The sequence below is a fragment of the Pseudomonas sp. NPDC085632 genome (assembly GCF_044541255.1).
Taxonomy (GTDB): domain Bacteria; phylum Pseudomonadota; class Gammaproteobacteria; order Pseudomonadales; family Pseudomonadaceae; genus Aquipseudomonas.
Genome location: NZ_JBITSX010000013.1, coordinates 77,625 through 90,468, shown reverse-complemented (window position 1 = coordinate 90,468; position 12,844 = coordinate 77,625). Strand labels below are relative to the sequence as shown.

General features: G+C 58.9%; 8 protein-coding genes. 1 reads left to right on the top strand and 7 read right to left on the bottom strand.

Annotated elements, in window-relative coordinates:
• Nucleotides 1–92 precede the first annotated feature (92 nt).
• Complete coding sequence (locus tag ACIF4X_RS12175) at nt 93–1,376, bottom strand: aspartate aminotransferase family protein (protein ID WP_397482307.1); 1,284 nt, start codon at nt 1,374–1,376, stop codon at nt 93–95.
• 168 nt (nt 1,377–1,544) lie between these two features.
• On the opposite strand from ACIF4X_RS12175, the gene ACIF4X_RS12170 reads away from it, so the two are divergent.
• Nucleotides 1,545–2,459 carry a LysR substrate-binding domain-containing protein gene (locus ACIF4X_RS12170; protein ID WP_397482306.1) on the top strand — a complete coding sequence of 305 codons (915 nt, stop codon included), beginning with the start codon at nt 1,545–1,547 and terminating at the stop codon, nt 2,457–2,459.
• Between the two features lie 227 nt (nt 2,460–2,686).
• Here the strand turns inward: ACIF4X_RS12170 and ACIF4X_RS12165 are convergent, their stop codons facing one another.
• The 6 genes from ACIF4X_RS12165 to ACIF4X_RS12140 form a co-directional block, all read right to left on the bottom strand.
• Nucleotides 2,687–4,465: an acyl-CoA dehydrogenase C-terminal domain-containing protein gene (locus tag ACIF4X_RS12165; RefSeq protein WP_397482305.1), complete on the bottom strand. Its 1,779-nt coding sequence runs from the start codon at nt 4,463–4,465 to the stop codon at nt 2,687–2,689.
• A 209-nt stretch (nt 4,466–4,674) separates the two neighbouring features.
• Nucleotides 4,675–6,471 (bottom strand): acyl-CoA dehydrogenase C-terminal domain-containing protein, encoded by a 1,797-nt coding sequence (locus ACIF4X_RS12160; protein WP_397482304.1) that lies wholly within the window; start codon nt 6,469–6,471, stop codon nt 4,675–4,677.
• Nucleotides 6,472–6,561: 90 nt separating this feature from the next.
• On the bottom strand, nt 6,562–7,851 hold the full coding sequence (locus ACIF4X_RS12155; protein WP_397482303.1) for a GGDEF domain-containing protein: 1,290 nt from the start codon (nt 7,849–7,851) through the stop codon (nt 6,562–6,564).
• A 197-nt stretch (nt 7,852–8,048) separates the two neighbouring features.
• Nucleotides 8,049–10,151, bottom strand: coding sequence for a cytochrome-c peroxidase (locus ACIF4X_RS12150; protein WP_397482302.1), 2,103 nt, complete (start codon nt 10,149–10,151; stop codon nt 8,049–8,051).
• 273 nt (nt 10,152–10,424) lie between these two features.
• Nucleotides 10,425–12,230: a phenylacyl-CoA dehydrogenase gene (locus tag ACIF4X_RS12145; protein WP_110720737.1), complete on the bottom strand. Its 1,806-nt coding sequence runs from the start codon at nt 12,228–12,230 to the stop codon at nt 10,425–10,427.
• A 275-nt stretch (nt 12,231–12,505) separates the two neighbouring features.
• The gene (locus ACIF4X_RS12140; RefSeq protein ID WP_016983171.1) at nt 12,506–12,802 is read right to left on the bottom strand and encodes a hypothetical protein; all 297 of its coding nucleotides are present in this window, start codon (nt 12,800–12,802) and stop codon (nt 12,506–12,508) included.
• Between the last annotated feature and the right edge of the window lie 42 nt (nt 12,803–12,844).

Here is a 12,844-nt window from a genome sequence, read left to right as displayed (position 1 = left end):
CCCACAAAAAAACGCCCCACGCCAAAAGAATCAGGCGTGGGGCGTGCGTTATACCGCGAGACGGTTCTGGAAATCGGGTAGGAAACTTCAGCTCAGACGGCAATCCCTTTGCGGCATTGCAGTTGTGCGGTGCGCACTCGCGAGAAGGCGCGGCCCAGGCGCAGGAGCATTTCGTCGATGTTGGTTTTGCTCACGGTGAGGGCCGGAGTGAAGCGCAAACAGTTGGCTTGCGGGGCGTTGAGCAGGAGGCCTTCGTGCAGTGCAGCGTGGACCACGGCTTCGGCGGAGTCGTCTGACAGGGTCAATCCGTAGAACAGGCCCTGGCCGCGCAACTCACCGTGGTCGTAACGGTGCGCCAATCGGACCAGACCTTCACGCAGGTGCTGACCGTTATCGTTGATCTGCTGGAGAAAGCTGCGGTCGTGCACGCTGTCGAGCACCACCAGACCGGCAGCGGTCATCAGCGCGTTGCCGTGATGGGTGCCGCCGAGTTCGCCCGCCTCGAAACAGCAGGCCTTGCCCCGCGCCAACAGTGCCGCTAAGGGCACACCACCGCCCAGCCCTTTGCCGAGCACGACGATATCGGCGCGCACGCCGTAGGACTGTTCGGCGAGCAAAGTGCCGCAGCGGCCGATGCCGGTTTGCACCTCGTCGAGAATCAGCAGAATGCCCAGTTCACGGCACAGACGCTCAACACCTTTGAGGTAATGCTCGGTCGCCGGCACGACCCCGGCATCGCTCTGCATCGGTTCGAGCATGATTGCCACGGTTTGCGCATCGACTGCCGCATGCAGCGCCGGCAAGTCGTTGAACGGCACCCAATCGAAACCCGGCAGTAACGGCGCGAAACGGTTGTGCAGATTGCAGCTGTCCGAGGCGGAAATCGTCGCCAGACTGCGGCCATGACATCCCTGTTTGGCGACGATAATTCGCGAGGCGCCGCCGCGATGCAACTGGCCCCACTTGCGCGCCAGTTTGATCGCCGCTTCACAGGCTTCACTGCCGCTATTGAGCAAGTAGGCCTGATCACTGGAAGTAGCGGCGCACAGACGCTCGGCGAGGCTGAGCATGCCGCGATTGTGCAGGTTGAAACCGGGATTGATCAGCGCCTGCGCTTGACTGCTGATGGCTTTGACCAGCGCCGAAGGGCTGTGGCCAAGGCTATTGGCGCCACCGGCCTGGGAAAAATCGAGGTACGCACGATCATTGCTGTCCCACAACCACGAACCCTGACCACGGACGAACACCTGTTGCGGCCGCTCGACGCTGGGCATCAATCGCTCAGCGCTAAAATTTTCGCTGTTTTCAGAGGCATTGGCCTCGAACGCAAGGTCATCAAGACTCGGCGTCTGCCGTCGCAAACTGAACAGATTCATTGAAAAACACCTCGTTTGAGGTGTTCTGAATTGCCTATGTAAACACTGTCGAAGCGAACGCTAGTCATCGCGCTTTCTGGCCCTGCAAGCCTTGTGATGCGGTTAGACTAGGCGCACGGACGGCTTCGGGCCATTTCGATTTACCAGCATTTTCGATAAGTATTGCTTATGGATTTTAAACAACTGCGTTATTTCGTCGCGGTCTACGAAGAAGGCCATGTCGGCCGTGCCGCTGAACGCCTGTCGATCTCGCAACCTGCCCTGTCGCAGCAGATCCGCCAACTCGAGCAAAACCTCGACGTCACTCTGTTCGAACGCAGCAGCAAACGCCTGCTGCCAACTCTCGCCGCGCACACGCTGTACAACCATGCCTTGCCATTGCTTGATGGATTGCAACGGGCGCGCGAGGCATTGGGCAACTTCAAGGGCCACGCCTTGCGCACACTGGCAATCGGCGTGCTGCAAACGGTGCACACCAGTCTGGTACCGCAAATGCTTGAGCGGGTGCGCAAGGCGCAACCACATCTGGTGGTGCAGATTTATGAATTGACCGGACTTGAGATCGAACGACGTCTGCTCAATGGCTCGCTGGATATTGGCATCAGTTATCTACCGCCGCGCCAACCGGGCCTGCACGGCGTGATGCTTTACGAAGATGAACTGACGCTGGTGATCCCGGCGGATCATCCGTTGCGCGAATTCAAGAAAGTCTCGATGCGCCAGGCCGCTGAGCTGCCGATGCTGCTATTGGGCGAAGAGTTTCAGATCCGCCAGATCTGGCAGGCGCAACTGACCGCTCTGGGGCGACGTCCACAGGTGCAGGCAGAGCTGAACAATATGGTGGGGATTCTCGACAGCCTGCCGCACACCAAACTGGCGACGGTGTTGCCGGGGCGGTCGCAGAAGGAATATGACGATCAGGAATTGCTGTGGAAACCGCTGAGCGAACCACGGGTGCCACTGAAGGTTGGTTTGGTCTGTCGCGATGTGCAACGCCAGCAAGCACCCTTGGCGCTGTTGCAGACATTGCTGGAGGAAGTGATGCAGCGTGAAGTGAGGCCCGAACAGGATCCTTTGGCCTGACTACTTTTCTGCAGGCAAAAGAAAACCCCGCCGAAGCGGGGCTTTGCAGACTGTTTCCCTGACATCCATTTCACTCCGCCACCCTGGCAGAATCCTACGTGTCCGTGTTGTTGCTTTGCGCTTCCTGCGCGACGTCCATGAAATGTAGATTAGCCGTGGATCCAATCCACGCATATGGGAGAACAGCAGCACGTCATGTAAGAGAATGCTTACATAACGCTATCGCATCAGAATTGCGCGGCATCGAGCAGGAACAACGACTCGCTGCCGGCCTTCACTGACGCGCTCAACGAGTGGATACGCGGCAGCAGACGGGCAAAGTAGAAGCGCGCGGTGCCCAGTTTGCTGGCATAAAAATCGTCCTGCGCTTCTTTGCCCAATGAGGCTTTGGCCATCAACGCCCACATGTAGGCGTAGGACACGTAACCGAACGCTTGCAAATATTCGACCGAAGCCGCGCCGATTTCGTTCGGATTGTTTTTCGCCCGATCCAGCAACCACGACGTCAGCTCATCGAGAGTGTCGACGGCGTCGTTCAGCGGTTTGGTGAATTCGCCCAGATCGGCATTCGCGGTAGCAGTGAAGTGGCGAATCTCGTCGGCGAACAGCTTGTAGAACGCGCCGCCGCTGCCGACGATCTTGCGCCCAACCAGATCCAACGCCTGAATGCCGTTGGTGCCTTCGTAGATTTGCGTGATGCGCACGTCACGCACCAGTTGTTCCTGGCCCCACTCGCGGATGTAGCCGTGGCCGCCGAAAATCTGCTGGCCGTGCACGGTGGTTTCCAGTCCCAGATCAGTCAGGAACGCTTTGGCCACCGGCGTCAGCAACGCAACCAGATCTTCCGCACGCTTGCGCGTGGTGGCGTCTTCGCTGAACTTGGCGGTGTCGAGTTGCATCGCCACGTAGGTGGAGAACGCACGGCCGCCTTCGTTCGAGGCTTTCATGGTCAGCAGCATGCGACGCACGTCCGGGTGGACGATGATCGGGTCAGCCACCTTGTCTTTGTTCTGCGCGCCCGTCGGCGAACGGCTTTGCAGACGATCGCGGGCGTATTCAACGGCGTTCTGGTACGAGCGCTCGCCAGTCGCCAGGCCTTGAATGCCGACGCCCAGACGCTCGTAGTTCATCATGGTGAACATCGCGGCGAGGCCTTTGTTCGGCTCGCCGACCAGGTAACCCACGGCCTCGTCGAAGTTCATCACACAGGTCGCGGAGGCCTGGATGCCCATCTTGTGTTCGATCGAACCGCAGTTCGCCGGGTTACGCGCGCCGAGGCTGCCGTCGGCGTTGACCATGAACTTCGGTACCAGGAACAGCGAAATACCTTTCGGGCCCGCCGGGGCGTCCGGCAGTTTGGCCAGCACCAGGTGGATGATGTTTTCGGTGAGATCGTGTTCGCCGCCGGTGATGAAGATTTTGGTGCCGCTGACTTTGTAGGAACCGTCGGCCTGAGGCTCGGCTTTTGTACGAATAATCCCCAGATCGGTACCGGCGTGTGGCTCGGTCAGGCACATGGAACCGGCCCAGACGCCGGCGTACATGTTCGGCAGGTAGGCGGCTTTCAGCTCTTCGCTGGCGTGGGCGTTGATCGACAGGCAGGCGCCGGCGGTCAGCATCGGATACAGACCGAAGGACAGGCTGGCGGAGTTGACCATTTCTTCGACTTGCGCCGACACGGCTTTGGGCATGCCCATGCCACCGTAAGCTGGATCACCGCCAACGCCGACCCAGCCGCCTTCGGCATAAGTCTGATAGGCCTGTGGGAAACCGGCCGGGGTGGTGACGGCACCGTCGGCCCAATGGCAGCCTTCTTCGTCAGCGGCACGGCTCAGTGGCGCGATGCTTTTGCTGGTGACCTTGCCGGCCTCTTCGAGAATGGCTTCAACGGTTTCCGCGTCGACGGTCTCGGCCAGCGCCGGCAGTTCGGCCCAGAGTTTGGCGACCTCGAACACTTCATTGAGGACGAAGCGCATATCGCGCAGCGGCGCTTTGTAGTCAGCCATGGCAAACCTCGCAAGATCTAAACGGTGATTCGTGGAATGATGTTTTCTGGGCCTGAGTGTACCCCAACAACTTTTGCGACACATAGGGTCAACCGGTGACTGATTTGTTATTTTTGGTCACCAGAAAAAGATCGCAGCCTTCGGCAGCTCCTACAGGTAAAACTCGATCCCATGTAGGAGCTGCCAAGGCTGCAATCTTTTGCTTTTTCCTAAAGAGAAAACAGTTCAGCAGGCAACTTCATCAAACAATCACTCCCCGCCTCGATCGCCGCCCGATGCGCCGCCGTACGCGGCAACAAACGCTTGAAGTAAAACTCGCACGTCGCCAGTTTCCCGCGCAGATAGTCCGCATCACCCTCGCCCGCCTCCATCTGTGCCTGCGCCACCAACGCCATGCGCAGCCACAGATAACCGAGAATGATGTAACCGCTGTACATCAGGTAATCCACAGAAGCGGCGCCCACTTCATCCGGGTTTTTCATCGCCGCCATGCCGACCTTCAGGGTCAGGTCGCCCCACTGCTGATTCAGCTCGTTGAGTTGCGCAACAAAACTGCCCAATTGCGGATGCTCGGCATTGGCCGCGCAGAATTTGTGGACGATTTTGGTAAACCCACGCAGCAACTTGCCCTGACTGCCCAGCACCTTGCGCCCGAGCAGGTCCAGCGCCTGAATGCCGTTGGTGCCTTCGTAGATCGGTGCAATCCGGCAATCGCGCACCAACTGCTCCATGCCCCATTCACGAATGAAGCCGTGGCCACCGAACACCTGCATGCCGTGGTTGGTCACTTCCAGGCCTGTGTCGGTCATGAACGCCTTGCAGATCGGGGTAAGGAACGCCAACAAGTCTTCGGCGTCCTGACGTGCCTCGGCGTCGCTGCTCAGGTGTGCGACATCGAGCAACTGCGCGGTGAAGTAGGTCAGCGCGCGGTTGCCTTCGTTGAAGGCTTTCATGGTCAGCAACATGCGCCGCACATCCGGGTGGACGATGATCGGGTCAGCAGCTTTGCCCGGGGCTTTGGCGCCGGTCAGTGAACGCATCTGCAAGCGGTCGTTGGCGTATTTGATCGCGCCCTGGAAACTTGCCTCGCCCAGACACAAACCCTGCATGCCGGTGCCGAGGCGCGCATGGTTCATCATGGTGAACATGCAGTTCAGGCCCTTGTTCGGCTCGCCGATCAGATAGCCTTTGGCGCCGTCGAAGTTGAGCACGCAGGTGGCCGACGCCTTGATGCCCATTTTGTGTTCAATCGAACCGCAGGAAACGCCGTTGCGCGCGCCTGCCTCACCCGCCGCATCCGGCAAGAACTTCGGCACGATAAACAGCGAAATCCCTTTGGTCCCGGCCGGCGCATCCGGCAGTTTGGCCAGCACCAAATGGATGATGTTGTCGCTCATGTCGTGTTCGCCGGCAGAGATGAAAATCTTGCTGCCGGTGATCGCGTAACTGCCGTCCGCCTGAGGCACGGCGCGGGTCTTGATGATGCCCAGGTCAGTGCCACAATGGGCCTCGGTCAGGCACATGGTGCCGGTCCATTGGCCGGCGGTGAGTTTGCTCAGGTAGGTGTCTTTTTGCTCGGCAGTGCCATGGGCATGGATCGCGGACATCGCACCATGGGTCAGGCCCGGGTACATGCCCCAGGAGGTGTTGCTGGAGCCGACCATTTCGCTGATCACCAGCCCCAGCGAACTTGGCAGGCCTTGGCCGCCGTAGGTCGGGTCTGCGGCCAGACCGTGCCAGCCGCCCTCAACGTATTGTGCGAAAGCCTGCTTGAAGCCTGCAGGCGTTGTCACCACGCCATTGTCGAAATGGCAGCCCTCTTCGTCACCACTGCGATTGAGCGGTGCGAGCACGTTCTCACAGAACTTCGCGCCCTCTTCGAGGATCGCGTTGATCATGTCCGGGCTGGCGTCGTGGGCGCCAAGGGCGGCGTAGTTGGCGTGGAAGTCGAAGACGTGGTCGATCAGAAAGCGCATGTCGCGCAGGGGAGCTTTGTACTCAGGCATGGTGGCTTCTCCGTCAGCAGATATCTCCAACCTACTGCCGGCCACCACGCCCCACAATCATTGTGCAGACGCTGAATGCGCCGTCATCACTCAACCTGCGGCCGTGTCCATACGCACCGCGCCGCGACGGTTTTGTCCGTATGCCATCACGCAGTTACGTCCCGCGCCCTTTGCGGCGTAAAGCGCCTCATCGGCAGACTTGAGCACTTGTTCCGGGTTGCGCTGCTCCACTCGTTCGGCGACGCCGATACTCACCGTCACCGACACACTGGACGCCCCCGAACCGGCGCGGCGCTGACGACCTTGCTGATCATCCTGCGGTCGATTTTCCTGATTGCGCAGTTGGATGTTGTAGGAAGCAATCGACTCGCGGATCACCTCAAGATGCGGCATGCACTCTTCAAGGGTTTTGCCTGCGAACACCAAGGCAAATTCCTCACCACCATAGCGATATGCCCTACCGCCACCGCTGATTTTCGACAGCTTGCTGGCGACTAATCGCAGCACCTGGTCACCGACATCGTGGCCGTGGGTATCGTTGAATTTCTTGAAGTGGTCAACGTCGCTCATCGCCAGCACATAGTTGCGACCAAGGCGCTGCATGCGTTCGTTGAGGGCGCGGCGCCCCGGCAGACCGGTGAGTTCGTCGCGGAAGGCCATTTGATAAGCCTCGTGCGCAACGGCAGCGGCGATCATCAACATCACCTGACTGCACATGATGTTCAGGGTGAACGGCAGGATGAAGGTTTTCGGCAGCATCCAGAACACGCCGAGCAAGCCAACCAGTTGCGCCGCGTGCAATGGGCGCGGATTGCGCCAGTATTGCCAGGCCAGCAGCAGGAACGCCGAGATAAACACCGGGTAGGACAGTTGGATCAGACTCATCCAGGCGCCGTGCAGCGCTGGCCAGCGGATTTCCGAAAGCCAGATCAGCAATGCCTGGGGGTAACTTTGCTCCAGGCCCAATGCCACACTGCCAAAGGCCAGCAAAACGGCGAAGCGCGCAACCATGTCCTGAAACAGATGCGTGCGCTCCTGCCACGCCGCAAATAGCCCAAACAACAACGGCAGCAATAAACAGACGAGGTGGAAGACCACCGCAGCGTCTTCGCGCACCTTGCCGTTGTCGCGGTAATAGTCGGTCTGGGTATCGAGCAAGAAGTAGGCGATGTACACCGTGAGCATCAGAAACAGTTCACGCTGGCGTCGATAAACCGCGCAATACGCGCCACCCAACAGCAGCACCAACGTCGGCAACACGTTGAACAGGGATGTGAAGAACACGTTGAGGTCTTTGACGTACGCAGCCGCCAACCCCGCTAGTAACAACAGCAGTGAAGGTAGGAAATGACTGAAACGTACAGCGGAAGAACGCGGCAAGGGTAAAGCTCCGACCCGTCATATCAAAGAGATGGCATTGTGCCTGCAATGTGGCCAGTTAAGCACACACAATGTGATCCAGATCACACGCAGTCTCTTTAACGGCAGAAAACCTGACTATCTGAGCGATTTGCCAAGTTTTTTGCCCGGTTTGCCATCTGGCCACCATCACTGATGGCCAGGTCTGGAAATATTCCTCACAAATCGTTGTAGAACGGCAGTAATGGCCCCTCCGCCGTGCTCCGCCCCTCGGCACCGTAGGGCTTGAGGTTGAGTGAAGCGTCCGCTGCCTGGCGGGTGGTGACTTTCGGGCTGGCCGGACGTTGGGTCACGGTATTTTCATCACCGATATGGCCCTGCGGGATGACCAGTGACGGATGATCGAACGGCGCCCGTTCCCAGGCCACACGCGGATCGGTCAGGCCAACTTCCATGAATTTCACCAGTGCGTCGATCTCCTCCTGCGTCAGGTTGAGATTGGTCATGTCCGGATCGAGGTTTGAGGTGTTGTGCTGATTCGCCGAAGGGTGCTCGAAACCGCTGGTGTTGTTGGCGTCTTCGCCACGGCGATCACCGCCACGGTTGTAGAACTCCATGACTTGTTTAAGCGTCGCGCGGCTTCCGTTATGGAAGTACGGCCCGGTCAGCGCGATGTTGCGCAGGGTCGGCGTCTTGAAAGCGCCGTCGACCGAATCGCGAAAGTTGACGTTGGGTTTTAGCGTGGCGTCGCACGGGATCGCTGCGCTCAGCGGTGCTTCGAAGGTGCAGACATCGACATCCAGCGGATCGGGAATGCTGCCGCCCTGCAACAGTTTGTTGTACTGACGGCTGAATGACCACGGATTGCCCCAGGCATCCGAGCCACCGAGTGCGAGGTCTTCTGAGGTCGGACGCACGCCGGTGTTGTAGAAGCCGTTGTCATAGAGGGTGGTCAGGTTGTCGGCCATGACCATGCGTTCGATGCGTTCACGCGGGTGCATCAGCAAACGGCTGGCGGCGTTGGTCAGTTCCGCACCGCCGTGGCAATTGACGCATTTACCCTTGCCGAGGAACAGGTTCATGCCCTGGACTTGCTGCGCATTCATGGCGGTTGAATCGCCTTGCAGATAGGCATCGATGGGGGCCTGATCGGAGATCAAAGTAGATTCGTACATCTGAATCGCCAGCCCGAAGAACAACGGAAAATTGGCTTCCATTTGCGTGTACGGCGCGCCACCCACCAGCACGTTTTGCGTGGCATTCCACAGGCGTGGCTGGAAGGCGTTCTTGATCAGTTCGCGATAGGTTGGACGCCGTGCTCCGGATACAGAGGCGAGCACGGAGTCGTTGGAGGAAATTCGCTGTTGCTTGAGCATCAGTTGATCGAGCATGCGCCGGCCAATGTCGGCGAAGGTGCGACCGCCGCAGGACATTTCCACCCCGCTACCCGGCGGGCCCACCGCTTGCGACGCGGCGGAAGCATCGTTGAGCGCCAGCCGGACTTTGCTTGCCACGGTGCTGCGCTCGGCGGTCACGTAAATCCCCGCATCGGGATCGCGATTACCGAACGGCGAAAAACCGTTGAACACGTTGTTCGCGCGGCCATCCCAGAAGTTGCGCACATTGAACGCGGCGTTGATCACCGACGGCGCGTTACGCCCGGTGCTGCGACGTACGTTAATGCCGCCGACCTGGAAAATGCCGTCGGGCTGCTGGGTACATTTGTCGAAACGTGGCTGGTTGGGTTTGACGAAGTTGGCATCGAATACGCCTTGGGAGCCGACGACATCGTCGCTCGAATAAACGATCGGCGAGTTGCGCTCCAGTGGATTGCTCAGCACGTGGGTCGGGAAATCGGTTTTCTTCAGCGCGTAGTTCGGCCCGCCTTTGCCACCGGACAGCGTCGCGTAGGACGCCACGTCGCCGGGAATATCCGACGCTACAAAGGGTTTGTTGAAGATCGAGGCAACGTTGGCGTTGGTGTGCGCCTGGCCGGGGTTGAGCTGGTTGGTGATGCGGTGATCGACGCCGGCATGGTAGTGGCAGGATGCGCAAGCGGTGGCGCCATCGCTGCCGACCTCCATGTCCCAGAACAGCGCCTTGCCCAGCAGGATTGCGGCGGAGCGGTTGAGCACGTAGTCGGTCATCAGATCGACCTTGCGCCCGCCTTCTGTCCCGGAAGGATCGGGCGGAACCATGCCACGCAAGGATTGCAGACTTGGCACTTCCGGGACGGGCGGATCCACTTCGGCGGGATCAGCCGCCATGGCACTGGAGGCAGCAAGTGTTAGGGTTAACCAGACAAGTCGGCAGATGTTCATGTGCTTCACCCTGACGGTTGTTGTTATGCGATTTGCCGGGCGAGAGGCGTCGTGGAACAGCAGAGGATTTCTCGTGAGCGCCGGTTAATCTGCGCAGTGCAATTAATTGGCCATCCTTCCGAGAAACATTTTGAATCAATAAACGCTGGGGGTTGCTGCCGTCAGCTCACCGTTTCTGCTGGGGAATCGCCCCCAGAGTTGGGGATAAATCCAATGCAAAAAAAACCGCTGCCCCCAAAGGAGCAGCGGTTTTTCAAGCGACCGCGTTAAGGCTTAGTAGCCCAGTGCGAAGTCTTCTTCTTTCATGTCCATCAGGTTGTTGGCGCCCGACAGCATGGTGGCCACGTGCGTACGGGTACGCGGCAGGATGCGCTGGAAGTAGAAGCGCGCGGTTTGCAGCTTGGCGGTGTAGAACGCTGCGTCGCCGCTGCCTTCTGCCAGCTTTTCAGCGGCCAGACGCGCCATGTCGGCCCAAAAGTAAGCCAGGCAGGCATAACCGGAGTACATCAGGTAGTCCACGGAGGCCGCGCCCACTTCTTCGCGATCTTTCATGGCAGCCATGCCGACCTTCATGGTCAGCTCGCCCCATTCCTTGTTGATGGCTGCCAGCGGTGCAACGAATTCTGCAACGGCTTCGTTGCCTTCGTTGTTCTGGCAGAACTTGTGAACGATCTTGGTGAAGCCTTTCAGAGCCTCGCCTTGAGTCATCAGCACTTTACGGCCGAGCAGGTCGAGTGCCTGGATACCGGTGGTGCCTTCGTACAGCATCGAAATGCGGCTGTCGCGAACGTTCTGCTCCATGCCCCACTCGGCGATAAAGCCGTGGCCGCCATAGATCTGTACGCCGTGGTTGGCGGATTCGAAACCGACTTCGGTCATGAACGCTTTGGCGATCGGAGTCATGAAGGCCAGCAGTGCGTCGGCTTTCTTTTTCTCTTCTTCATCGACGCCGTATTTGACGATGTCGACCTGTTTGGCGGTGAAGTACACCATCGCACGGTTGCCTTCGGCGAACGCCTTCATGGTCAACAGCATGCGGCGTACGTCAGGGTGCACGATGATCGGGTCAGCGGCTTTTTCCGGCGCTTTCGGGCCAGTCAGGGAGCGCATTTGCAGACGATCGCGAGCGTATTTCAGACCGCCCTGGAAACCGATTTCGGCGTGGGCCAGACCTTGCAGCGCAGTACCCAGACGTGCGGTGTTCATAAAGGTGAACATGCAGTTCAGGCCTTTGTTCGCCGGGCCGATCAGGTAACCAGTGGCGCCGTCGAAGTTCATCACGCAGGTGGCGTTGCCGTGGATGCCCATCTTGTGTTCCAGCGAGCCACAGGTCACAGCGTTGCGTGCACCGACGGTGCCGTCAGCATTCGGCATGAACTTTGGAACGATGAACAGCGAGATGCCTTTGGTGCCAGCCGGTGCGTCCGGCAGGCGAGCCAGCACGATGTGGACGATGTTGTCGGCCATGTCGTGTTCACCGGCCGAGATGAAGATCTTGGTGCCGGAGACTTTGTAGGAACCATCGGCCTGAGGTTCGGCCTTGGTGCGCAGCATGCCCAGGTCGGTGCCGCAGTGCGGTTCGGTCAGGCACATGGTGCCGGTCCATTCGCCGGAGACCAGTTTGGTCAGATAGGCTTCTTGCTGCTCTGGCGTGCCGTGCTCGGAGATGGTGTTCATCGCACCGTGCGACAGGCCAGGGTACATGCCCCACGACCAGTTGGCTTCGCCAACCATTTCGCTCACGGCCAGACCCAGCGACTCCGGCAGGCCTTGGCCGCCGTGCTCAACGTCGTGAGCGAGGCTTGGCCAGCCGCCTTCAACGAATTGCTTGTAAGCCTCTTTGAAGCCCGTCGGGGTTTTCACGCCGGACTCGCTCCAGGTGCAACCTTCGAGGTCGCCCACGCGGTTCAGCGGTGCCAGTACCTGCTCACAAAACTTGGCGCCTTCTTCGAGAATGGCGTCAACCATGTCCGGAGTTGCGTCTGCGCAAGCCGGAAGGCTCTGATAGTGCGCTTCGTAGCCGAGCAGTTCGTCACGAACGAAGCGAATATCACGCAAGGGGGCCTTGTAGTCAGGCATAGCGATAAACCTCTGCTGATGTAACCGGGAATGAACGACCGTGTTGATTTGTTGTGACGGTCAAACAGTTGTTTGAAACATACGTTTACGCCGAAATCTTGTCAAGCATCGATCTTTTGCCGTTCGTCATCAGATCTTTCAAATGCCGGGCACAGCAAACTGCCATGATCGCGAACGAGCCACGGGCGCTGAAAAAAGATTAGTTGAGGGAGAAGGACTTACAACGAAAAACGCCGCGACAAGGCGCGGCGTTCAGGATGCAGATTGCGAAAAAATCAGGCGAAGGTGTCGATGATCGTACCGAGCACTTCGTCGGAGGCTTTGGCGACTTTCACGCCTAGTTCCACTTGGAATTTGCCTTGGGCCATCTGGACCATGTCACTGCCCAGGTCCATTTGCTGGCTGCGATCCACGCCACGCAGACGGTCGACCTGGGCCTCCGAAGACTGGCTGGTCACCGAACGCTCAATGGTGTTGTTGGCAATCTGGCTGGCGGCCTGATCGACGCGGTTCTGGCCGCTTTGAATCGAGCTCAGACCTGCATAAAAAGCTGTGTTACCGGAGATTTCCATAACGGTTCTCATCCTTGCGAAGGATCAATGGCGCCATTGAAA

Bases quoted from the DNA above. Each gene is read 5' to 3' on its own strand.
- ACIF4X_RS12150 (WP_397482302.1), bottom strand. From the start codon at position 10,151: ATGAACATCTGCCGACTTGTCTGGTTAACCCTAACACTTGCTGCCTCC.
- ACIF4X_RS12140 (WP_016983171.1), bottom strand. From the start codon at position 12,802: ATGGAAATCTCCGGTAACACAGCTTTTTATGCAGGTCTGAGCTCGATT.
- ACIF4X_RS12175 (WP_397482307.1), bottom strand. From the start codon at position 1,376: ATGAATCTGTTCAGTTTGCGACGGCAGACGCCGAGTCTTGATGACCTT.
- ACIF4X_RS12160 (WP_397482304.1), bottom strand. From the start codon at position 6,471: ATGCCTGAGTACAAAGCTCCCCTGCGCGACATGCGCTTTCTGATCGAC.
- ACIF4X_RS12165 (WP_397482305.1), bottom strand. From the start codon at position 4,465: ATGGCTGACTACAAAGCGCCGCTGCGCGATATGCGCTTCGTCCTCAAT.
- ACIF4X_RS12145 (WP_110720737.1), bottom strand. From the start codon at position 12,230: ATGCCTGACTACAAGGCCCCCTTGCGTGATATTCGCTTCGTTCGTGAC.
- ACIF4X_RS12170 (WP_397482306.1), top strand. From the start codon at position 1,545: ATGGATTTTAAACAACTGCGTTATTTCGTCGCGGTCTACGAAGAAGGC.